This window comes from Herpetosiphon sp. (genome assembly GCF_003512625.1).
Taxonomy (GTDB): domain Bacteria; phylum Chloroflexota; class Chloroflexia; order Chloroflexales; family Herpetosiphonaceae; genus Herpetosiphon; species Herpetosiphon aurantiacus.
The window spans coordinates 1-22,107 of record NZ_DOPT01000006.1 but is presented as its reverse complement, the minus strand read 5'-3'; the positions used below and the strand labels follow the sequence as shown (position 1 = coordinate 22,107).

Annotated in this window: 23 protein-coding genes; 9 read left to right on the top strand and 14 right to left on the bottom strand. The window is 51.8% G+C overall.

Annotated features, from left to right (window positions below; all coding sequences use genetic code 11):
* Nucleotides 1-29 precede the first annotated feature (29 nt).
* The 7 genes from argJ to DEF47_RS01235 all read right to left on the bottom strand — a co-directional run bounded on the left by argJ (nucleotide 30) and on the right by DEF47_RS01235 (nucleotide 7,094).
* Complete coding sequence (argJ, locus tag DEF47_RS01265; protein ID WP_012191663.1) at nucleotides 30-1,217, bottom strand: bifunctional glutamate N-acetyltransferase/amino-acid acetyltransferase ArgJ; 1,188 nt, start codon at nucleotides 1,215-1,217, stop codon at nucleotides 30-32.
* A gap of 2 nt (nucleotides 1,218-1,219) precedes the next feature.
* Entirely contained in the window at nucleotides 1,220-2,431 is a 1,212-nt protein-coding gene (locus DEF47_RS01260) for an argininosuccinate synthase (RefSeq protein WP_012191664.1), read from the bottom strand.
* A 122-nt stretch (nucleotides 2,432-2,553) separates the two neighbouring features.
* Entirely contained in the window at nucleotides 2,554-3,057 is a 504-nt protein-coding gene (locus DEF47_RS01255) for a GNAT family N-acetyltransferase (protein WP_012191665.1), read from the bottom strand.
* 168 nt (nucleotides 3,058-3,225) lie between these two features.
* A complete protein-coding gene (locus DEF47_RS01250; RefSeq protein WP_012191666.1) occupies nucleotides 3,226-3,747 on the bottom strand; it encodes an NUDIX domain-containing protein in 522 nt (173 codons plus the stop codon).
* Complete coding sequence (argB, locus tag DEF47_RS01245) at nucleotides 3,747-4,493, bottom strand: acetylglutamate kinase (RefSeq protein WP_012191667.1); 747 nt, start codon at nucleotides 4,491-4,493, stop codon at nucleotides 3,747-3,749. The genes DEF47_RS01250 and argB overlap by 1 nt, the downstream gene beginning before the upstream one ends.
* Before the next feature lie 9 nt (nucleotides 4,494-4,502).
* Nucleotides 4,503-5,513 carry an N-acetyl-gamma-glutamyl-phosphate reductase gene (gene argC, locus DEF47_RS01240; protein ID WP_012191668.1) on the bottom strand — a complete coding sequence of 337 codons (1,011 nt, stop codon included), beginning with the start codon at nucleotides 5,511-5,513 and terminating at the stop codon, nucleotides 4,503-4,505.
* 393 nt (nucleotides 5,514-5,906) lie between these two features.
* Nucleotides 5,907-7,094, bottom strand: a complete 1,188-nt coding sequence (locus DEF47_RS01235; protein WP_012191669.1) for a citrate synthase family protein — start codon at nucleotides 7,092-7,094, stop codon at nucleotides 5,907-5,909.
* A 139-nt stretch (nucleotides 7,095-7,233) separates the two neighbouring features.
* On the opposite strand from DEF47_RS01235, the gene DEF47_RS01230 reads away from it, so the two are divergent.
* Nucleotides 7,234-8,361 (top strand): citrate synthase/methylcitrate synthase, encoded by a 1,128-nt coding sequence (locus tag DEF47_RS01230; RefSeq protein WP_012191670.1) that lies wholly within the window; start codon nucleotides 7,234-7,236, stop codon nucleotides 8,359-8,361.
* Nucleotides 8,362-8,472: 111 nt separating this feature from the next.
* On the opposite strand, the gene DEF47_RS01225 is transcribed toward DEF47_RS01230, so the two are convergent.
* The 4 genes from DEF47_RS01225 to DEF47_RS01210 all read right to left on the bottom strand — a co-directional run bounded on the left by DEF47_RS01225 (nucleotide 8,473) and on the right by DEF47_RS01210 (nucleotide 11,529).
* On the bottom strand, nucleotides 8,473-8,733 hold the full coding sequence (locus DEF47_RS01225; RefSeq protein WP_287044922.1) for a hypothetical protein: 261 nt from the start codon (nucleotides 8,731-8,733) through the stop codon (nucleotides 8,473-8,475).
* Entirely contained in the window at nucleotides 8,733-9,587 is an 855-nt protein-coding gene (locus DEF47_RS01220; protein ID WP_012191672.1) for a GNAT family N-acetyltransferase, read from the bottom strand. Before DEF47_RS01220 ends, DEF47_RS01225 begins: the two co-directional genes overlap by 1 nt.
* Nucleotides 9,588-9,656: 69 nt before the next feature.
* Nucleotides 9,657-10,601 (bottom strand): terpene synthase family protein, encoded by a 945-nt coding sequence (locus tag DEF47_RS01215; RefSeq protein ID WP_012191673.1) that lies wholly within the window; start codon nucleotides 10,599-10,601, stop codon nucleotides 9,657-9,659.
* A gap of 133 nt (nucleotides 10,602-10,734) precedes the next feature.
* Nucleotides 10,735-11,529, bottom strand: coding sequence for a GNAT family N-acetyltransferase (locus tag DEF47_RS01210; RefSeq protein WP_012191674.1), 795 nt, complete (start codon nucleotides 11,527-11,529; stop codon nucleotides 10,735-10,737).
* 293 nt (nucleotides 11,530-11,822) lie between these two features.
* Between DEF47_RS01210 and DEF47_RS01205 the strand changes: the two genes are divergently transcribed.
* The gene (locus tag DEF47_RS01205) at nucleotides 11,823-12,722 is read left to right on the top strand and encodes a DMT family transporter (RefSeq protein WP_012191675.1); all 900 of its coding nucleotides are present in this window, start codon (nucleotides 11,823-11,825) and stop codon (nucleotides 12,720-12,722) included.
* Nucleotides 12,709-13,362: an HAD family hydrolase gene (locus tag DEF47_RS01200; RefSeq protein ID WP_012191676.1), complete on the top strand. Its 654-nt coding sequence runs from the start codon at nucleotides 12,709-12,711 to the stop codon at nucleotides 13,360-13,362. Before DEF47_RS01205 ends, DEF47_RS01200 begins: the two co-directional genes overlap by 14 nt.
* A gap of 35 nt (nucleotides 13,363-13,397) precedes the next feature.
* Here the strand turns inward: DEF47_RS01200 and DEF47_RS01195 are convergent, their stop codons facing one another.
* Together DEF47_RS01195 and DEF47_RS01190 are read right to left on the bottom strand one after the other, a co-directional pair.
* A complete protein-coding gene (locus tag DEF47_RS01195; protein WP_012191677.1) occupies nucleotides 13,398-14,675 on the bottom strand; it encodes a HAMP domain-containing protein in 1,278 nt (425 codons plus the stop codon).
* Nucleotides 14,676-14,704: 29 nt separating this feature from the next.
* Nucleotides 14,705-15,694, bottom strand: coding sequence for an ABC transporter substrate-binding protein (locus tag DEF47_RS01190; protein ID WP_012191678.1), 990 nt, complete (start codon nucleotides 15,692-15,694; stop codon nucleotides 14,705-14,707).
* Nucleotides 15,695-15,922: 228 nt separating this feature from the next.
* Here DEF47_RS01190 and cutA point away from each other — a divergent pair, with 228 nt between their 5' ends.
* A complete protein-coding gene (gene cutA, locus DEF47_RS01185) occupies nucleotides 15,923-16,258 on the top strand; it encodes a divalent-cation tolerance protein CutA (protein ID WP_012191679.1) in 336 nt (111 codons plus the stop codon).
* Nucleotides 16,258-16,956 carry a response regulator transcription factor gene (locus DEF47_RS01180; RefSeq protein WP_012191680.1) on the top strand — a complete coding sequence of 233 codons (699 nt, stop codon included), beginning with the start codon at nucleotides 16,258-16,260 and terminating at the stop codon, nucleotides 16,954-16,956. The genes cutA and DEF47_RS01180 overlap by 1 nt, the downstream gene beginning before the upstream one ends.
* 105 nt (nucleotides 16,957-17,061) lie before the next feature.
* On the opposite strand, the gene DEF47_RS01175 is transcribed toward DEF47_RS01180, so the two are convergent.
* Nucleotides 17,062-17,541, bottom strand: a complete 480-nt coding sequence (locus tag DEF47_RS01175) for a hypothetical protein (protein ID WP_012191681.1) — start codon at nucleotides 17,539-17,541, stop codon at nucleotides 17,062-17,064.
* Nucleotides 17,542-17,623: 82 nt separating this feature from the next.
* On the opposite strand from DEF47_RS01175, the gene DEF47_RS01170 reads away from it, so the two are divergent.
* Genes DEF47_RS01170 through DEF47_RS01155 form a run of 4 tightly spaced genes read left to right on the top strand, consistent with a single transcriptional unit; the run spans nucleotide 17,624 to nucleotide 21,776 of the window.
* Nucleotides 17,624-18,967, top strand: coding sequence for a nickel/cobalt transporter (locus tag DEF47_RS01170; RefSeq protein ID WP_012191682.1), 1,344 nt, complete (start codon nucleotides 17,624-17,626; stop codon nucleotides 18,965-18,967).
* 24 nt (nucleotides 18,968-18,991) lie between these two features.
* Nucleotides 18,992-19,846 carry an arsenate-mycothiol transferase ArsC gene (locus DEF47_RS01165; RefSeq protein ID WP_012191683.1) on the top strand — a complete coding sequence of 285 codons (855 nt, stop codon included), beginning with the start codon at nucleotides 18,992-18,994 and terminating at the stop codon, nucleotides 19,844-19,846.
* Nucleotides 19,834-21,384, top strand: coding sequence for a DUF2357 domain-containing protein (locus DEF47_RS01160; protein WP_012191684.1), 1,551 nt, complete (start codon nucleotides 19,834-19,836; stop codon nucleotides 21,382-21,384). The genes DEF47_RS01165 and DEF47_RS01160 overlap by 13 nt, the downstream gene beginning before the upstream one ends.
* Nucleotides 21,385-21,398: 14 nt before the next feature.
* The gene (locus DEF47_RS01155) at nucleotides 21,399-21,776 is read left to right on the top strand and encodes an FmdB family zinc ribbon protein (protein WP_012191685.1); all 378 of its coding nucleotides are present in this window, start codon (nucleotides 21,399-21,401) and stop codon (nucleotides 21,774-21,776) included.
* Nucleotides 21,777-22,107 lie beyond the last annotated feature (331 nt).

Below are 22,107 nucleotides of genomic sequence, written 5' to 3'. Positions count from 1 at the left end.
CCCAATAACCGATCCCCGATCCCCAACCTCTACGTCCGATAATCAGCGTTAATTCGCACATATTCCGCGCTAAAATCGCAGGTCCAAGCGTAGCCAGTGGCCGCGCCAGCCCCAAGATTTAGGCGAATTGCCACTTGTTGGCCGCCGATTTGGCTGGCGGCTTCGCGTTCGTTGTAGTTGGTGGGCGTGCCACCAGCAACTAATTGCACCTCGCCCAACCACAATTCAACGTGGCTGGGATCGAATGGCACACCCGCGACTCCGGCTGCTGCCAAAATTCGCCCCCAATTGGGATCGCCGCCGTGAATCGCGGTTTTGACCAAGGGTGAGCAGGCAATTTTGCGGGCAACGGTGCGGGCGGCAGCCACACTCGGCGCATGATCAACCGTAATCGTAATCAGCTTGGTTGCGCCTTCGCCATCGGCAGCAATTTGTTTGGCCAAATCAATGCAGACAATTTCAAGCGCTTGGCGGAAGGCTGCAATATTACTGGCATTGATCGTCACACCACTCACGCCTGAGGCCAACAACAATAGCGTATCGTTGGTACTCGGGTCGCCATCCACCGTTACACAGTTAAATGATGCATCGGTGACTTCGCGCAACAAACTTTGGGCCAAATCGGCATCGATTGCTGCATCGGTGGTGACAATTGAAAGCATGGTTGCCATCATCGGATGGATCATGCCTGCGCCTTTGGCCACCCCAGCTACCGTTACCTCAACTCCATCGATCACCGCCGTGGCGCTCGACGTTTTGGGGCGGGTATCGGTGGTCATAATCGCCTCGGACAGCGCTGGAGCATGCTCAACGCCCAGTTCAGGCGCAATTGCCGCCACGCCCTTGGCAACTTTTTCAACATTCAGTTGATGGCCGATTACGCCCGTTGAGAGCACCAAAACTTGGTGTGGCTCGCAACCAACTGCTTCAGCCGCTAAACGTGCCATCTCACGAGCCGCCGCATCGCCCTGCGCTCCGGTACAAGCGTTGGCACAGCCAGCATTGGCAATAATTGCCCGAATTTCGCTGGCATGCTCGGCCAAAACTGCTTGATCGTAGAGCACTGGCGCGGCTTTGACGAGGCTGGTAGTAAAAACCCCAGCCCCGGTGCAAACATTATCAGCAACAAGTAAGCTTAAATCAGGATTACCACTGGCCTTCAAGCCACATCGCCCCGCAGCACTGCGGAAGCCGGCGGCAAAACGAAAGATACTCATGCTTATTCGGCTCCTGAGGTTAAGGCTTCGACTTTTTGAGGCAAGCCAAAGAGCTTGATAAAGCCTTCAGCATCGGCTTGGTTATAAACGGCATCTTCGCTGAAGGTTGCCAAATCGGGTACGTACAAGCTGCGTTCAGCCTTGCGCCCAACCAAATACACGCCACCTTTGAAGACTTTCAAGCGAGTCACGCCTGTAACGTTCTTTTGGGTTTCAGTGAAGAAGGCCGACAAGGCATAGCGCAACGGCGACCACCATTGACCGTTGTAAATCAACTCTGAGAAGCGGATTGCCAAGGTATCTTTGAAGTGCAAGGTTTCGCGATCAAGCGCCAATTCTTCGAGGCCTTGGTGGGCACGATAGAGCAATGTACCGCCTGGTGTTTCGTATACGCCATGGCTTTTCATGCCAACCAAGCGATTTTCGACCAAATCGACGCGACCAACGCCATGACGAGCGCCAATGTCGTTAAGGGTTTGCAGCAACGCCACGGGGCCAAGTTGCTCGCCATTCACACTCACCGGAATACCACGTTCGAAGCCAATTTCCAAGTATTCTGGTAAATCGGGAGCTTCTTCAGGGGTCACGGTGCGTTGGAACATGGTCAATTCTGGTTCTAACCATGGATCTTCCAACGAGCCACCTTCATGGCTCAAGTGCCAAATATTGCCATCGCGACTGTAGATCGAGGCGCGAGTGCTGGTGACTGGCACATTATGTAATGCAGCATAATCCAATGCATCTTCCCGTGAGCGAATATGCCATTCACGCCATGGGGCGATAATTTTCATATGCGGAGCCAAGGCCATGTAGGTCAATTCAAAGCGCACTTGATCGTTGCCTTTGCCCGTGCAGCCGTGAGAAAGTGCATCAGCGCCAACTTTCAAGGCGGTTTGCACCTGACCACGAGCGATCAATGGGCGGGCGATGCTTGTGCCGAGCAAGTAGGTGCGTTCGTAGGTTGCACCTGATTGCAACATCGGGAACAAGAAATCGCGCACAAATTCTTCGCGCAAATCTTCGACATAGCAGGCACTTGCGCCCGAAGCAATCGCTTTGGCCTCTACGCCGCTCAGATCGTCATCTTGGCCAAGATTGGCGCAATAGCAGACGACTTCACAGCCATAGTGTTCCTTCAACCACGGCACGATCACGCTGGTATCCAAACCACCAGAGTAGGCCAGCACAACTTTATTTGCAGTCGCATTCGACATGACCAATGAACTCCTTATGAAAGGCAGAAGGCAAAAAGCAAAAGGCAAAATCGTAGGCTAATCATCGAATTGTAATGCTTCATAGGGACATTTTGATTTTTGCCCTTTGACTTTTGATTTAATTAATGTTCCCAAACGACGGCGGTTTCGTCACAGCAGGTGACGAGTGGACACTTGACACAATCGCGCCAAACCTTTTCGGGGAAGCGTTCTTTGTCGGTGATGCTAAATCCCAAGCGCACAAAAAACGAGACAGCGCGGGTCAAGGCAAAAACGGTATGAATGCGGCGCAATTTGGCTTGGGCAACCAGTTCGAGCACAATTTTGGCTCCTACGCCAGCGGCACGATACTCGGTTGCCACAGCTAATGAGCGAACCTCAACCAGATCAGGATTCATCAGCAACAACGAGCCGATGCCAATCACCCGTTGGCCATGGCAGGCAACTACCCAATTTGCTAAAGAAGCACGAATTTCGTCAGCGGAACGGGGTAATAAATGCCCAGCCCGCACATTTTCAGCTACCAATTCACTCATGCCAGCCACATCGTCTTCATGGGCGGGCCGAACTACAATGTCCGCAGGATCGATTGGAGCCAAAAGTGTACTGTGTTGAATGGCAACCATTGATTGGTTACTCCCAAAACGGCTTGCGCCGGATAATGTTTAAATATCGATAATGATGTACCATGCCCTCACCCCCAACCCCTCTCCCACTGCGGCGGGCGAGGGGGAGACTCTTAGAGCGGTTCCCCTCGCCTGCTGGGCGGGAGAGGGGGTCAGGGGGTGAGGGTATCAGGCCCAGTCGATTGCTGGTGGGATTGCCCAACCAGATTCAAAGCTGCTAACGAATGAATGGGCGGCGCTTGGGCGTTGGCCTTCGGCCAAAAACGTTGCCAACGATTTCAGCTCTTTGGGCCAAAATGGCATGCTGGCTATTTCAACCAAGCTGCGCCATTCGGGCATTGGTTTATCGGCAGCCTCGGCACGAAGTGTAGCCTGTGGATCTAACGGCGTAGCATACAGAAACACTTCTAAGCCATAGTTTGGCTCACGATCATTTGGGTCGATGATGGCATAGGTTGGAATAACCCACTCGCGCAAGAAAGCAACTTTGCCAACTTGCACCCGAATGCCGCATTCTTCCCAAACTTCACGGGCGGCACAATCGGCCAACGATTCGCCCTGTTCTAAACCACCACCAGGCAAGCGCCAAACCAATTCTGGCTGATCTTCGGTGGCCATAATCAAGAGTTCTTGCTCACGCAGCACAATCACCCGGGTTCGAATATTGTCGTAAACCGAATGACTCGGCATTAGGCGGCCTCGATAATTGTGCCAGCATCAAGCTGATCGATATTCGTGATGCGCACGATTTTTACGCCAGCTTGCAAGCCGCTCAAGGCCGATTCGACCTTGGGAATCATGCCGCCGCTGATTGTACCGTTGGCGATTAATGCCTGAATGTCGTCGGTGTTGAGCCGTGGCGCAACCACACCATCAACCAAAACTCCAGGCACATTCGAGATAAACACCGCTTCATCGGCTCCAACGGCGGCGGCGATCGCTCCCGCAAACACATCAGCATTGACATTCAGCGTGCCACCAACCCCATCAGCACACAAGGGAGCTAGCACAGGCACAACATCTGCCGCTAAGGCTTCATATAAAACCGTGGCACGAATGCGGGCTGGCTTGCCAACGGCACCCAAATCGCCAGCGGCATGCTCCAAGCGGGTGGCATACACCAAGTTGCGATCAACGCCTGACAAGCCGAGGGCTTCTACGCCAACTGCATTCAAGGCTGCAACTAAGCGAGTGCTGACCATGCCACAAAGCACCATTGTGGCCGCTTTGAGCGCCGTTTGGTCGGTCACGCGCAGGCCAGCCACAAATTGCGGTTCGCCACCAAGCGCTACCTGCAATTGGCCAATTTCCTTGCCACCGCCATGCACCAAAATCGGCACATCGTTGACATTGACCATGGTTTGGATCACCGCGACCAAGCGAGCCAACCAAGTTGGGTCATCTATTTCATTGCCGCCAAGCTTCAAGATCCGCATTGCACACTCCTAGCGCAAGCCCGTGGTTTCAGGCAAACCAAACATAATATTCATATTTTGAATTGCTTGACCCGAAGCACCCTTGAGCAAATTATCAATCGCCGCTGTGACGATCAACATGCCAGGCTGAGCGAGCGTCAAGCCAATTGCACAATCGTTGGTATGCACAACATGCGCCAAACTTGCCAACTGACCTTGATCGAGCACATTGACGAATGGTTCAGCGGCATAACGTTGGCGATAAAGCGCATGAATGCTGGCCAAATCCAGCTCTGGCTGAATTGGCACATAGATTGTGCTTAAAATACCGCGTTGGGTCGGCAAGAGGTGTGGTGCAAAAATCGTATTAACTGGTGCGTTTGCCAACTTGCTCAGTTCTTGCTCAATTTCGCCAACATGGCGATGGGTATGGCCAATGTTGTAAGGGCTATAATTTTCGTGAGCCTCGACAAAATGTAAGTGCTGTTTGGGTGCACGGCCAGCGCCCGAAACTCCCGAAGCAGCATTAATGATGATGGTTTGGCCAGTTTGCCACCAGCCTTGTTCCAGCAAAGGTGCTAAACCAAGCAAAACACTAGTGGGATAGCAACCTGGGTTGGCGATCGCTGGCACATCAACCAATACAGCGCGATTCAGTTCAGGTAAGCCATAGGGAGCATTCAAAAGTTCAGGGTGGGGATGCGTGTGGTCGTACCAGCGGGTGTAAGCGGCGGGGCTGTCCAGGCGAAGGTCGGCGGAGAGGTCGATGGCTTTGACACCATGCTTGCGGGCCTCTGCCACCGTTTGGGCAGCGACACCATGCGGCAACCCCGTGAAAATCAGATCAACCGCCTGCCAATCAACCTGATTCGCAGCCAACAACGGCATGTCAAGTGGGCCAGGCACAACCTGCGCCAAGCGTTTGCCCGCCGACGATTCGGAAACAGCCCAAACCACGCTGGCGCTTGGGTGGCGCTGCAACCAGCGAGCTAGTTCGTATCCAGCATAGCCAGTTACGCCAAAAATACCAACACGAATCATTGCGAACTCCCTATGCGAAAAGGCAGAAGGCTAAAGTCAAAAGTCAAAATGGCCGCTTGGATAGGATTTTTTGACTTTTGATTTTTGATTTTTGCCTTGCCAAATTTTTGCCTAAAAAAGATTCCCCCCGAACCATCAAATGAGGTTCGGGGGGAAACGCTTGGGCGTTTGTTATCTTGCTCGTTGCCTGTTATGCAGCACAAACGGCGCAAGCCCACCGAACCTCGTTGGTACGGGGACGACGCAGCCGCAATGCTGGCGAAAAAAGGTTGGTGAGCATTTGTTTCTTCATAATGTCGCGAATAATAGTGCGATTTAGATATTTTGTCAAGTAGTGCTTAAAAGCTCAATTTAGCCCATTAGAATCGGCTAAATAACGCGTTGCAGCACAGGTTAAATCTTGATTATATTTGGCCGTTCGCCGGTGTAGCGAGCGCGTGGCCGAATCAACCGTGCATCGCTATATTGCTCTAAGGCATGACCAATCCAGCCAACGCTGCGGCCTAGGGCAAATAGGCTCATTGCGCTGCCCAAGGGCAAATTTAGCACCCGCCCAACCCACGCCAAGCCAAAATCGATCGTCGGATGATCGCCCAACAATTCATAAACGGCTTGGATAATGCGATCAATATCGTTGCTACATTGCGGCGCTAATTGCCGAATCAGATCGAGCAACACCTTGCCGCGTGGGTCGCCATTGGGATACATCGGGTGGCCAAAACCTGGAATTGGCTGGCCTAAGCGCAGTTTTTGAGCCAACGCCGCATAGATATCGGGGCTACGCAAAAGTTCATCCAACAGCAGTTCGCTTAATTCGCTTTGCTTGCCATGATGCACTCCACCCAACGCCGCTAAACCCGCACTAACTACAGCATATAAGGTTGTGCCTGCCGAAGCTACGCAGCGAGCAGTAAACGATGAAACATTGAGTTCATGATCGGCGCTGACAATTAATGCAGCGTTGAGCAACGGCTGTAAATTTGGCGGAATCTGCCATGCCTCGGCCAATTGCGCCACGATTGGGCCTTGCAAGGGACGTTTGGCGGCTACGCTGATCAACAACTGCACCACGCGTACCGCTGTGCGTTGCAAGCCTTGCGGGCGTTGATCGAAAGCGGCATGATCGTTGCTGCCAACCATCGCCAACGCCACGACAAATTGCTCAAGCAACGGTAGATCAGGCAACTGGGGAATGTTTAGCGCTGGCAAATCTCCCCATAATTGCTGGCTTTGTTGCCGATCGCCGACCCAAATCAGGCTCGCAACCTCTTCGATGCTGGCACTACTGGCCAATTCGCGCACATCGAACCCACGATAATAGACCTGTTGATTGTCGATCAGCGTGATCGCTGAATCGAGCACTGGCGTGCCCCAGTGCAATGCGCCAGCCGCCACACTGGCCGGATTGCGCCGACCTTCGCGGCGTAATTTCAATTGCTCAACCTCATCAAATAAATAGCGATGCGCATGCGCTCCGGCTGGCTCCGAGTGCAACAACCCGCGGCTTACATAGGCATAAACGGTTGGCACACTAATTCCCAAATGCTCGGCCACTTCGCGAGCACTCAAATAGCGCGTCATTGCGTTGCTCCATTCCAATATTGATTTATCAATCAACATTGACAACATTGATAAATCTATTTATAGTCGATAGCAGCAGGAATTTCAAGCGGCAAAATTGCCGCTCAAGGCCTAACACGCTGGAAAGGATCGATTGTCAATGGCGACTGAAACCCAAGTTCATGTAGGTTTAGAAGGGATCGTTGCAGCGGCAACGCGGCTCAGCAGTGTCGATGGCCAAGCTGGGGAATTAATTATTGCAGGCTTTCCCTTGGAGCGTTTGGCCCCGTTTGCGACCTTCGAGGAAACGATTTTTCTCTTGTGGAATGACCATTTGCCAAGCCAAAGCGAGTTGGCCGAATTGCGCCAGAGCCTTGCCAGCCAGCGCCAATTGCCAGCCCTTACCTTAGAAGTCGCTCAACAGCTGGGCCGCGAACAGGCCGACCCGATGGATGCATTGCGGGCTGCGACCGCTACATTAAACCCATTGGCTGACGAAAAAGCTACGGCCCAACGAATTGTGGCAGCCTTGCCCACGATTGTGGCGGCCTATTGGCGAGCACGCAACCAAGCCGAATTTATCGAGCCACGCAGCGATTTAAGCCATGCTGCCAATTATTTGTGGATGTTGACTGGCAAAGAGCCAAGCGCTGAGAAGGTGCGGGCACTCGAAACCTATCTCAACACCGTAGTTGACCATGGCCTGAATGCCTCGACCTTCACTACTCGCGTGATCATCTCGACTGAATCGGATTTGGTTTCGGCGATTACTGGGGCGATTGGAGCGCTCAAAGGGCCGTTGCATGGCGGCGCACCTGGCCCAGCCTTGGATATGGTATTTGAAATTGGCACAGCCGATCGCGCTGAGGAAGTACTTCGCGCCAAGTTAGCACGCGGCGAGCGCTTGATGGGCTTTGGCCATCGCGTCTACAAGGTGCGCGATCCACGGGCCGAGGTTTTGGCAGGCGCAGCCGATCAACTTTTTGCCAACGATGGCAACCGCGAGTTATACGAACTTGTACGCCATGTTGAGCAAACCGCGATTCGGCTGCTCGAAGAACACAAGCCAGGCCGCAAATTGCAAACCAATGTCGAGTTCTACACTGCCTTGCTGTTGCATGGCATCGATTTTGAAACCGACCTGTTTACCCCAACCTTTACGATCAGCCGCGCTGTTGGTTGGATTGCCCACGCCTTCGAGCAACGCGCCGTTGGCCGAATTATTCGCCCACAATCGATTTATACTGGCGAACGCAACCGCACGTGGGTTGAGGTTGCCGAGCGGTAAAATATCCCATCACCCTCGCCCCCTCGCCCACTGCGGCGAACGAGAGGTGCAATTTCAGAATGGTTCCCCTCGTCTGCTGGGCGGGCGAGGGGGTGAGGGATCATCCCCAATCTAGCCTTGGGCAAAAAACAACACCGCGACCACAATCAAAAACAATAGCACCCAAGCCCCAACATAGATCACAATAAATTTGCTGACGCTAGCTCCGGTTTTGCCGTTGTATTGTAGCTTGCACTGCGGGCATTTGACTAAGTTGACCATTTTTGGGCCAACAATCCCACCCCACCAACTCATGGTTACTTTGGTGGGTAGTGGATTCTGGCAGCGAGGGCATGGCACATACGGCGAGCTTGGTGGCACGTGATACATCATCACTCCTCAAAACGATATTGATCAACATCGCATACTGGCCGAAAGCCAACCGCTTGATAGATTTTATTCGAAGTTGGATTGCTTAAATCGGTAAAGAGCATACAAAAACGAAAGCCTTGATCCAACAACTGTTGACTTAATGCAGCCACTGCATTGCTCGCGTAACCATTACCGCGAAATTGGCGTGGGGTAGAAACTGCGCCAATACAGATGCCATTGACTGTTGGGCGGCTCGAAGCTAGTGAAGAAACAGGCTTGCCATCAACTTCCCAATACCAAGCGCTAGCTGTGGCAATTTGGCGCTCGGCCACCGCCCGACTATCCCAGGCAGGTTCGTTGGGCACGGCCTCGGCATGAAACGCTGCTAGCCATTCGGTCAACCATTCAATATCGGCATTGGTTGCCTGTTTGAGCGAACCAGCAACCGGGGTTGGTGGAATAACTTCGGTCAACGTATAAACGCGTTCATGCATACTCAACAGAGGTCGTCTGCCAGTTTTAGCTTGCCAAGCCATGCAGAAAGCGGTGGTCGTTGCAGGCGCACTAAATACCCCATTAGGTGCAATGTTCTGGCTAACCAAGTAATTAGCTAAGGCTTGAGTGGCTTGGTCGGCTAAACTGGCATCGCGCAAGGCCGAAATCGTCAGTGCATTCGGCGCAGTCATCACTGCAACGCCAACCACGCCCTGCTCATCACGAATTGCTGCGAAAAATGGTGGGTTTGCTGGCAGCCAACCATTTTGAATGCGCATACTCAAGCCAAGCGGCAGATTATTCTCCGCTTCGTGCTGCAAAAGAAATTCACGATGCTCATGAATAAACGGATCAACCGAAAAATACTGTTCGACGCGCATACATCACCCTCACTAAGCTAGCCGTATGCTGAGTGAGGATAACGTAAACCAATGCCTAAATCATCGTGCTTAAGCAGCAATTAAACGATTTGCTGGCTCATTAGCTACCACTAAATCAAGCCGCAGCCAATCAATGGTGCCTTGCATCCAAGCCCGTAGGTTTTCGATGTAATCGCTGACCACCAGCTCAAATTCGCCATAATGCGGGCGTTCAGCCACAATTCGCTCAAAGGCTGCTACCTCGCCATAGCACATTTGCTCAACCCGCTCGATCGCCCGACTCCAAGTGCAATGCTCACGCTGCTTGACCAACACAGCAATATTTTGAGGTTCGGCAAGCGTTAGATCACGCTCTAATGAGGCAATATCGTGCATCCAACACACCACATTGTTGGTGATTTCGCTCAAACTTTGAAAAGTTGGATCTTGCTTGACCGAGGGAGGCAATAATTCAGCCTGGGCAAAATCGACAAAATCGAGCGAACTCGTGGCCGCACCGATGCGTTGGTGAAGTTCAACCGCTAGTTGGTTGTTGATTGTGGGTTGGTAGGCATTGCAATACACATCGTAAACCCAATCGTGGAGATAGGTGCTCAACATTTGGCCAAAACGCTCACGCCATTGGTTCGATGTCAGGCCAGCCATGCGTTGGCTCCAATCGGCAAACATCACCACCAACGGTTTTTGGGGATACAACGGGGTTGCTCCATTAAAAACATTAATCAGGTCATTGGCCAGGCTAGCGACCAATTCGGGCTGCCCAGCCAACGAACGAAACCATTGATCTTGAAAAAACAGCCAGCCACCCCAATCGAGAATCAAACGCAAACGCTCACTGCAGGCATGTGGATAAACCCGCGCCAAGAGCTGTGGCAAACGCAAACGCTGATAAAACCCCCATTGACTTTTAGCGCTATGGGGCGATTGACTCAACCATTGGCTGTGTTCAGCATAGACTGCTTCTAGGTGAGGGTTAAGTTTCGACGTAAAAGGTAATTGAATATTCACAAACACCACTTCACCTCCGCGAGTGATCAAAAAAACATTAAAATTATTATGCGGAGATTTCTTACTATTACCTATAGTGCCTTATTCCTAACCCAACCCCATGACATTCGGCAGGCGCAGGTGTGAGTATTGGCTAGATTTAACAATCTTTTTGGCGTAATAGCACTTCGCTATAATCAGCAACCCAGCCAAAACCCAAGGCTTGATAGGTGTTAATTGCCGCTTGATTGGCACGATGCACATTCAGGCCAATGTGATTAATCTCGTGGCGCAGGCTTTGGCAAAGCTTGGCAGTTACTTGCTTGGCCAGCCCTTGGCCACGATAGGCCGGATGGGTCGTAATATTGCCCAAGGCTGCTACCCGATAGTTTGGCGAATAAACATGAATGCCCGCAATGCTGATTAATTGATCATCACGCCAAATCCCATAGCAACAACCTGTTTCCAGCATGCGCGGGTCGAAGGCATTGTCGGGATAAGCCTCGGCATACAATTGATTAATCGCTGGCAAATCGGCTGGGTGCAATTGCACCACAGCTTGATCGATCACTACCTGATCAAGCTTGCTGAAATCCTGCAAGATCATTTTTTGATGCAGGCCATGATCCTCAATCTGGTAGCGATCAGCCAAGCCTTCGGCAATTCCAGGCGAAAAATGGCAATAGATTTTGGCTGGCAGCAATGGGCGCAAGGCATCACGCAAATACGCCGAATAGCGGTGCTGCTGATCATCAAACATCAGCCAAATTGGGGTGCTATGCCCAAGATAAATCAACGCAAGTTGGAATAATTCACCTGCTTGCTCAAGCCCATACCAAACCGTCGATAGCCAGAAAAAGCGATCTAAATCACCAATTTGATAAATATTGAGATCAGCATTGCGGCTAAGCCACGCTGCAATTCGTTCTTGGTCATGCAAAGAAATTAAACGCATTTCAACCATCCTTCTAAATCAATAGGATTTACGTATTCTGTATATTAATCAATGCTCATCATGGTTCGCCACCCTTCCGTCCCTCCGCCGGAGGGAAACGCAGAGGGTTTTCATCCCCCTGCACCCCCTAAAGCACAATTGATGATTCTCATTCGCCTGACGAAGTATGAGAAAATCTATTTTGGATGAGAGTGCATAAACCCAAGCTAGTTCAATCAATCGCTCAATTATAGGCCAGCAAAATCTCCGTATACTATGAGCACGATCTGATTCTAGCCTGAAAGGGTGCTGCAATGAAGCGCTGGCAAAGCGATGGGGTTCTTTTGTTGATTGTGATGCTTTGGGGCAGCACATTTTTTGTGGTTCGCGATGCCACTGATCATTGGCCGCCGTTGGCTTTTGTAGCTTTACGCTTTGGATTGGCAACCTTGGCTCTGCTGCCATGGGCGATTAAATCGTTTGGTCAGTGGACGCGCACCGATTGGCAAGCAGGCTTGATTACTGGTGGTTTGCTGTGTGTTGGGTACATCACCCAAACCATTGGCATTAGTATGACCACCGCCTCACGGGCTGGCTTCGTGACAGGCTTGAACGTGATCTTTGTGCCGCTGATGGGCGCAGTGCTGTGGCGCACCAAAGTCAGCGCCAAAGTTTGGGCGGGAGTGGTGTTGGCCGTCGCAGGTTTATATGTACTTTCGATTGACCCTGCGGCTCAAGCTGGCACGGAGCCTGTTTCGCTGTGGGGCGATTTCTTGGTGTTTATCTGTGCAGTGACCTTTGCTGGCCATATTTTGGCGATTGGACACTGGACCAAACAGGCCTCGCCAATTGCCATGAACTTGATTCAAGTGGCAGTGGTGGCCGTTGTTGCAGGGATTGGCAGCCTGCTGTTTGAAACTGTACCCGCCTTGCCCGCCGATGTTTTTTGGGCTGGAGCCTATTTGGGCATCATTTGTACGGCGGTATTGCTAGCGATTCAGATTATTGTGCAGCGCTATGCCTCGCCAACCCGTACCGCCCTGATTTTCGTGCTAGAGCCAGTCTTTGCAGCGCTGTTTGCCTCGACCTTCGGCAACGAAACCATTTCATCAACCTTTGTTTGGGGTGGCCTATTAATGATGATCGGCATTGTAATTGCTGAATTGCCACCACTAGCGATATTTAACAAGCAGGAGCCGAATGAAACAGTTTGAGGCGATTTTATTTGATTGCGATGGGGTATTGGTCGATAGCGAACCTGTTAGCATGCGAGCATTGGATGTTTTTCTGGCGCGTTATGGCAAAACCTGTGCGCCCGACTGGGGCCATCGCATGGTTGGTCGGCGGGCTTATGATAATGCCAAAATGTTGGTCGAGAGCTTCGATTTGCCCTTGAGTATCGAGCAAACGATTGCCGAGCATCGCCAATTGATTTTTGAACTGGTTGCGCACGAAGCCGAAGCCATGCCCTATGCTGATCAAATTATTCGTTGGCTTAATCAACAGCAATTCCCGATTGCGGTTGCAACCTCGTCGCCGCGCCCATACTTGAGCATGGTGTTGCGCAAATTTGGCTGGGATGCTTGTTTTGGGGCGACGGTAACGGGTGAGGAAGTTGCCAACGGCAAACCAGCACCCGATATTTTTCTGCGGGCTGCCGAATTGTTAGGAGTCAGCGCCCAAGCTAGCCTTGTGTTGGAAGATGCGCCGCAAGGAGTGCAAGCAGGTTTGGCAGCGGGAGCAACCGTGTATGCAGTGCCCAATAGCGTCACCAAATATCTAGAATTCCCGGTAGCGGCCCGCCAATATGCCAGTTTAGCCGCAGTCTTGGCTGAACTGCAAGCTCATGCCTAATCGGCTAAGCCAGAACGCCGTTGTTCTGGCTTAGCCTAGTGATTAAGCACCCGATCAATGCCACTTTGCAAACTGCTACAGGTGGCAATATCGCCAAGATCAATCCCCAGCCCAACGATGGTTTGGGCAACATCGGGGCGCACACCAACTAACATCAAACGACAACCAAGCAAATGCGCCGCACGAAGGAGGTGCAGCAAGCTTTGTCCAACTTGGGTATCGATCACTGGCACGGCGGTAATATCGAGCAACAAATATTTGGCCCGCCGTTCTTGAATTGCTTCCAAGGCACGAGCTTGAGCCTGTTGAATCCGTTGTTGATCCAATGCGCCAACCAAGGGCATGACCAAAGCGTGGCTGGTTAATGGCAAAATTGGCGTGCTCATTTCAGCAATCACTTGAGCTTGCTGCTGAATCATAAATAGCTGTTGCTCGATTTGGCTACGGGCGGCTTCGGCTTCTTCACGGGCGGTTTGGGCAACAATATATTCATTGGCCAAATCGTTGGTATTTTGCTCAAGCGTTTGGGCCATTTCATCGAAGCTGCGCCCCAGCATGCCAATTTCATCGTTCAGTCGCAGCCCAGTTCGCGCCGAAAGATCGCCGCTGGCTAGGCGTTCAGCGCTGGTTTGTAATTTCTGAATCGGCTTGATCAACCAACGTGGGAAGCGCCACGAGGTCAATAATGCCAGCAGCACAATCACGCCAGAAATAACCGTTAGGCGCATAATCGCTTGCTGCCCTGCTAAATCAAGCTCGGCACTACTGGCCTGCGAAGCATGGTTTTTGACTTCGGCCAGATCATAGGACTGGTCGGTTAAGATTTGAATGTTGTTTTGAGCAGCCTCAAAGGTTTTGACTGCCGCCTGCGTATCGTTGATCGAGCCTTCGTTAACCGCAATTTCCACACTGCTGAAGCCGCGCACATAGTCGCGCCAAGCCTCACGCCAAGCCTGAGCCTGTGCTTGATCAAGTTCGTTGGTTGACGCATCTTCAAAGGCTTTAATCGACTTGCCTAGCTCAAAACTGGCGGCATGCCACTGTTGCAATGGTTCATCTTGGGCTGCAATATTGCCAGCATTGAGCAAAAAATCTTTTTCGTAGCGCCGACATTGCAAGGCATGGATTGAAATTTCGCTGGCCAAAATGCTCATTTCACGGTCGTTCGCCGCAGCCCGTGAGGTGCGGCGAATTGATTGCAAGGTAAAGAAGGCCAACAGCGCGACCGCTAGCACTAAGACACTCAGGCTGCTGAGCGCCAAAAATAAACGCTGACGAAACCCCATTGTTTTGAACAAACCAAAAGCTTGCATGAACCATACCTCAGCCAATTCTCAACCGACTAATAGCGCCGTTTAGGCAGATCTTGGGCGGCAGTTGCTTGGCGAAAAATTCCTTCGTTCGATTTAACCCAGCGTTCAAATGGCTCGCCGTTGACGATTTTCAGGGCAGTTTCAAAAAATTGTGGCCCAAGCAACGGGTTACATTCAACCGTTACATTCAAATCGCCAGCAATCATGGCTTTGAAGGCATCTTCAACGGCATCGATCGAGACAATTTTGACCTCGACCCCTGGTTTGATGCCTAATTCTTTGAGCAATTCGATCGCACCCAAGGCCATATCATCGTTGTGAGCATAAATCGCATCAAAATCAGTGCCATATTGCTTGATCAAGCCTTGCAACACAGTTTTGCCTTGAGCACGGGTAAAATCACCGCTTTTTGAGACCAAAACCTGCATTTCGGGATATTTTTTCAAGCAATTATGAAAGCCAGTTTTACGATCGCGGGCGGGAGCCGAGCCAACCGTGCCTTCTAGCTCAATAATCGTGCCTTTTTGATTGAGCAACTGAGCCATTTCTTCGCAAGCGCGTTCACCTTCTAATACAAAATCCGAGCCAATAAATGCGGTAATTAATTCGTCGGGCACATTGGCCGTGCGATCAACCACAATAATTGGAATTCCAGCGGCTTTGGCTTCAGCAAACACCTCATCCCAGCCATCGGCAACAATTGGCGAAACCCCAATCAGATCAACTTTTTGAGTGATGAACGAACGAATCGCATTAATTTGGTTAATTTGTTCCTGTTGGGCATCAGCAAAACGTAAGTCAACGCCCAAATCTTGGGCACTTTCTTGGATTGAGAGGGTATTAGCGGTGCGCCAGCGGCTTTCAGCGCCGATTTGCGAATAGCCAATCACCAAATCGGCATAGGTTTTAGTGGGTTTATCGGCAGTTACCGTTTGGTTGGTTTGGCTTGAGCCACAAGCTACCAAACTCAACAGAGTTACCAAAATCAATAAACGTTTGATCAATGCATGCTGTGACATAGGGTACGCTCCGATGGACGCTATGTACACTCACTCTCATGTGATGCTGCGTTGGCGATCCTAACACAGCCAATTCGCCCGACTCAATAGGCTAAATCGCTAAACTCTCTAGGTATAGCCTTCGATGCTATGGGGGATTAACAAGTGGTAACAGCTTAACCCTCTTGCAGATCGATGGCTTTAAGGTAGAGTAAACGCAGCAATCGGTTATATCGATCTGGAGGAGCTATGTCGGATACAGCCCATGTTGTTTTGATCAGCACCAGCAATGCTGATGAGGCCCGCACATTGGCCCGCGCCTTGGTTACTGAACGGCTGGCCGCCAGTGTCAATATTTTGCCCCAAGTTACCTCGATTTATCATTGGGATGGAATACTCAAGGAAGAGCCTGAAATCTTGTTGATTGTGCGAACCCGAGCCGATGCCTTGGGCAGTTTGATCGAGCGCGTCGAACAATTGCACTCCTATTCGCTACCCGAAATTATTGCTTTGCCAATTGTTGATGGCTCACAACGCTTTTTAAACTGGATTTTGAGCGAAGTCATGACCAATGAGGATGCCTAATGCAACGTATTTTAATTGTTGATGATGAACCAAGTGTGGTTGATGTAGTGCGTTCGCGCTTCGAGCGCGAAGGCTTTGCCGTGGGCGAAACTGGCTCAGGCGAAGATGCCTTGGTACGCTTGCGCAACGAAACCTATGATCTGTTAATTTTGGATATTGGCCTGCCTGGGATCGATGGCTTTGGCGTGTTGCGCCAAATGCGAGCCGAGGGCTTTGAGCAACCAGTGATTATGTTAACTGCACGTGCCGATGAGGTTGATCGAGTGGTCGGTTTGGAGCTGGGCGCTGATGATTACGTGGTCAAGCCATTTTCCCCGCGTGAACTAGTGGCCAGAGTACGTGCATTGTTGCGGCGTACTGCTGAGGCTAGCCGTTTGCGCCAACAAATTGGTGATGCAGCCCCAACCTCAAGTGGCTTACAGCTCGATAATGCTCGTCGCCGCGCTACCTTCCGTGATGTGCAACTCACCTTGCGGCCCAAAGAATTCGATTTATTGGCCTACTTGGCTTCGCACCCAGGCCAAGTGTTTACCCGCGAAGTGCTACTAGGGCAAGTTTGGGGCTATGATGAATATGTTGATGCCCGCACCGTCGATGTACATATTCGGCGTTTGCGCTCAAAATTAAGCGAGATCGATGCTGAATCGAATTTGATTCAGACTGAGTGGGGCATTGGCTATCGCTTTATCGAGGGTTAGAAATAAGCCATGGTTCATCCCCAGCCACTGCTCCTATCGCTCTGGGAGAAGGGCTGGGGATACAAAAATCGTCAATTGCGGAATGCCCAAACTCACTCAATTGAGTTAAATCTGGAAGGTATTGACGAGTTCGATATTGCGTTCACGCAGTAGGCTTTCAACCACGCCAGCTTGATCGGCGTTATCGTTATCGATCGCCAAAATCGTTTCGCCAGCTTTGAGTGCTTGCTCATACGAGGCGGCCAAATCGTTGCCAAGGCCAATTTGGCTAAAAGCGCCTAAAACTCCGCCTGCTGCTGCCCCTGCCACCGTCGAGCCAAGAATGCCTGCACCCAAGGCTGGGCCAATGCCAGGAATGGCAAATGACATTAAGCCAGCTACAACGCCGACGACACTGCCAGCCGTAACCCCTGCCGCTGCCCCAGCAGCAACTTCAGTACGATCCTGTTTGGCCTCAACCGTTGCATCCGAAGCATACAAAACCCCAATATCATCAGGCTTGACATCTGATTGATGCAATTGCTGGAGTAATCCGTCGAGCGCCGCCCGATCGGTCAAAATTCCCATAACGCGATAGCGTGCCATATGTGCTCCTTTATCGTAAAAACTACCGATTTGTAGGCAAGCGCTATGCCAGCGTTTAGGATTAATTTGTTATCATGCGGCTATGAAACGTTGTTTATGCGCATGCTGGCTGCTGTTACTATTTGCCAGCCAACCACAAACCGCTCAGGCACACAGCCTTGATCAGCTTTTTCAAGATATGCGGGTGCAGATTCAGCCAACTCAAATTGTGCTGACCGTACACTTAATCGCTGGCCCGCTGATTACGCCGCGTTTGTGGGAGCACTTGGATACTGATCGTTCGCAAACGCTGGATCAAATTGAAATTGAGCGTTGGTGTGCTGAGTTTAATCGCAATTTGGAATTGGCGTTTGATCACCAAGCACTCTCATTGACCTTGTATGAAGTCAGCGAATTTCCGACCACCAAAGCTGATTTTATTGGCTCGAATGCGACGAATTTAACCTGGACGGTGCAGGCAGCGCTTGGGCCAATCGCCACAGGCGAACATCTGCTCAGCTTAAAATCGAATAATTACCATGATATTAGTGTTGTCGATTGGAGCAAAACCCGTGGCCGAGCAGGGATTGTGGCCCAAGATGCTAGCACCATGGACTTGCATAGTGCTCAGTTTCCAATTAAATGGCCTAGCAATTTTCGCAGCGATGGCGCGATTGCCTTGCCAACGGCGGAACCGAGTGCCCCGCAACAACCAAGCTCAAGCCTCGTGGCCCGTTTGCAAACTGGCGATAGTTCGTTTGGCTTGATCGCGGCAACGCTGGGGCTGGCTTTTGGATTTGGCGCGGTTCATGCCTTACAACCTGGCCATGGCAAAACCTTGGTCGCGGCCTATCTGGTTGGCTCACGCGGCACGATTCAACAAGCGACCTTGCTGGGCGCAATTGTTACGCTGACCCATACTGCCAGTGTTTTTGCCTTGGGCGGGTTGATGTTGCTGTTCAGTGCTTGGGCTACGCCTGAGCGCTTTATCCCAATTCTGACATTCGTTTCGGGAGTTTTGGTAGCAGGCTTGGGTTTGCGCATGCTCTGGGAGCGGCTGCAAGCGCTGCGTTCTGGCAACCAAGGCCATTCCCATGGTGGCTTGTTTCATAGCCATGGCGATGGTGGGGCAGGCCATAGCCATGTGAGCAACCGCAAATTACTAGGCTTGGGCATTTCGGGTGGGCTTGTGCCCTGCCCCGAAGCCTTGGTGATTATGATTGTTGCGGCGACGCTTGGCCGAATTGGCCTCGGCTTGGCGATGATTGTGGCGTTTAGTGCTGGTTTGGCGGCGGTCTTAATCGGCATTGGGATTGTGCTGGTAACACTTGGCTCGCGCCTGATCAAAACCAGCCAGCCCGATGCCCGTTGGTTGCGTTGGCTGCCAATCGCCAGCGCTGGTGTGGTGACAATCCTTGGAATTGGGCTTATGCTTCAAACAATCTAAATTTCTAGCAATCAGGAGCAGCGCATGGCATTGATTGTGGTCGTTGGGGGAGCTGATACTGGACGTGCTCCGATGGGTGCGGTGCTATTACGCCGCTTGTTGCTCGAATCGTACCCAACCTGGCAAATTGAATCTGCTGGGGTGTTGGGCCACGATGGCGATACGTGGCAACCAGAAGCTCGCATGGCCTTGGAGCATTTGAGCGCTACGCCACCAACGCATACTGCGCGTTCGTTGAGCGCTGAACTAGCCCACCAAGCCGATTTGCTGTTGGCGGTTGATCGGGGGGTTGGCCGCGCTTTGGAGTTGCAATACCCCAACGGGCGTTGGCAAGTGCTGCCCGATTTGGCCGAAACCCCGCGCGAGGTGCTCGACCCATTTCGCATGACCCTTGATGCATGGCTGATTTATGGCCGTGAGCTTGAGCATCAATTAAAAGTAGCGCTGAGCAAAATTATTGCCTATTGCCAAGGCCAAGCAATCGCTCCAACCGCTCAAGCAGCGCAGGTTGAATCTGTCACTCAAGCAGAAACTAGTCCAGTTGAGCTTGCTTCCGAGGTGCATCCGGCCTATCGGCGTTTGCATATTTTGGCCTTCGGCATCGCTGGTATTCCTGAAGTGATCGATTGGAGCAAAGCGCGGAATAGTTTACGCGAGGCCATGCAACAGTTTGCCAATTATCTCGCTGCTAGTGCTGGGCCGAGCGATCTGCGGCCTGCGGCGTTGGCGATGCTGGGCGGGGTGTTGGGCAATGGCAGCGATCCACTAAACGCGAATCAACTAGCCATTCTACGCGAAATTGTCGGGCGGGTGGCCCAAACCCTTGATCCTCAAGATTTGGCGGGCTTAGCAGGAGCAATCGGGCGGTGGCAGAGTTAATTCCACTGACAATTAACGGTATCGATAGCCAAGCAACTGTGCATGTCACTGCCAGCGCTTGGAATGAGTGGGCCGTGGTCAACATGGCTTGCCCAGCCCAAACCAATGTGCGCAATGCGCAGCTTTCGATTGGTGCTGATAATTTGGGTGTGCCCCAAGTCAGCCCATTTGATCCAACTTGGCGTTGGTCGTGGTTGCCACGTGGCCAGGCGGGCACAGTTTATGGCCGGTTGCAGATTGAATGGGCTGATGGCGAAATTCAGCAGCAGCAGTTTCAATTTGAGCTTCAGCCACATTTGCTTGATCGTGAATTGTGGCGAGCATTGCTGAACGATCTCAGCTCGTTGGCTCGTTCGCTCGCCTTGCGAATTGCCAGCCCCAGCTTTGCCCAAGCGGTGTTAGTGCCGTTGCTCCCCGATGATCCTAGCCCATTTTTAGAAGCGCTGAGCTTGATTAACCAAAGTAGCCAGCAAGCGAGCCAGATTGTACGCAGCTTGCAGCGTCAGGCCAAATCGACACTTGAACGCCAACCGCGAACAACTGACTTGGGCACGGCTCAGCAATTTAAGCTCGATCAATTGGCTCAGCCCAGCGAGCGTTATCACGTGCTCGAACCGTATGGCCTCGTGCCAGAGCAGGTGCAGGCTGAGCATGCCCAAGCTTCATTCGATCTGCCAGAGCATCGCTGGTTGATTGGCTTGATTCAGCAAATTGAGCGGCGTTTACGCAATTTACGTCGCCTTGCTCGTGAACAACGCCAGCTTGATTTAACCAGTATTCAAGCAACAATTGAGCAACGACTGACGGCTTTGCGCCAATTACGCCAAGCAGCGCCCTTGGCGGGTTTAAAAGCTCGCCAGCAGCCAGTCCAAAGCCAACTGATCAACCGTGATGCGCGTTACCGACCGATTCGCCAGTTGGCGCGAAGTTTGCATGAACAGCCGTTGCTCACCTTGGAAGTTGGCAGTTTGGCCTTGCCCTTGGCCGATGTGCCAACCCTCTATGAGCAATGGTGTGCGCTAGCTGTCGCCCAGGTTTTAGCCGAATTAGGCCAGGTTGAAGCCCAACATCTGCTGATCGATAACCCTCAGCGTGAACGTTGGGTGCTTGAATTAAATTCCGCCACACCGTTGTTGAGCGTGCGGATTGGCTCACAGCTTTGGCATTTGCGCTACCAAGCGCGATTTAGCGCCCAGCCCGATTCTGATGGTTTTTATAGCCTTGATCGATATTTGCGCATCCCCGATTTGGTGTTACAAACTGCCACGGCCAATGCCAAGCAGGTGTTGGTGCTTGATGCCAAATATCGCCGAGCGCCTGACCAGCGGGTTCCGCAAAGTGCGCTTGATGATGTCTATGCCTATCGTGGCAGCTTGGGCTACAATGGTCAGCCATGTGTGCTAGCCGCCGCAATTCTGTACCCACAAGCAAACACACTTGAGGAATTTGGCTCGATTGCGGCAATTGGCCTCATTCCCAATCAGCTTAATCAGCTAAAAACCTGGTTGGAGCGTTGGCTCAACCAGCTTGATCAATAAAAGGAACCGAATTCATGCCAGTCTATGAATATGTTTGTTCGGAATGCCAAGGGCGTTTTGCCCGCTTGGTACGAGGTTTTAGCGACCCCAGCGATTTGCAATGCCCACGCTGTTCGAGCCAAGCAGTGCGGCGGGCGATCTCACGAGTTGCGGTGGTGCGCAGCGAAGATGCCCGTTTGGATGCAATGGCCGATTCGTCGATGTTCAACGATCTTGATGAAAACGACCCGCGTTCAGTTGCTCGTTGGGCCAAGAAAATGGGCCGTGAGCTAGGCGATGATCTCGGTGGTGATTGGAATGAAATGGTCGATCAGATGATCGATGAAGAAATGGGTGGCGAGGGCGATAATCAAACAGGCGGTACTGCCAGCAACGATTTGGGTTGGGGTTAAAAGCGCATAGAGCATAGCACATAGAGCATAGCTGTAATGGTTCATTCCCTCACCCCTAGCCTCTCCCCCTCGCCTCGCGTGCGGGAGAGCTTACAAGGGTAGGTTTTCATTGCAAACCACGGATAGGCTGGTTCATCGGTGGATGAATACCTGCCGATCCATGCCCTTGAGGGGGTGCAGGGGGATTAAAGCCCACTGCGTCTCCCGCCTGGAGGCGGGACGGAAGGGTGGTGATCAATGAATTGTTAAAAACTTACCCTTGTAAGGCGTGAGTGAGGGGGCTTAACAACAATCGTTCTCGTGCCAAGCTTATTTGGCACATGGGTTTCAG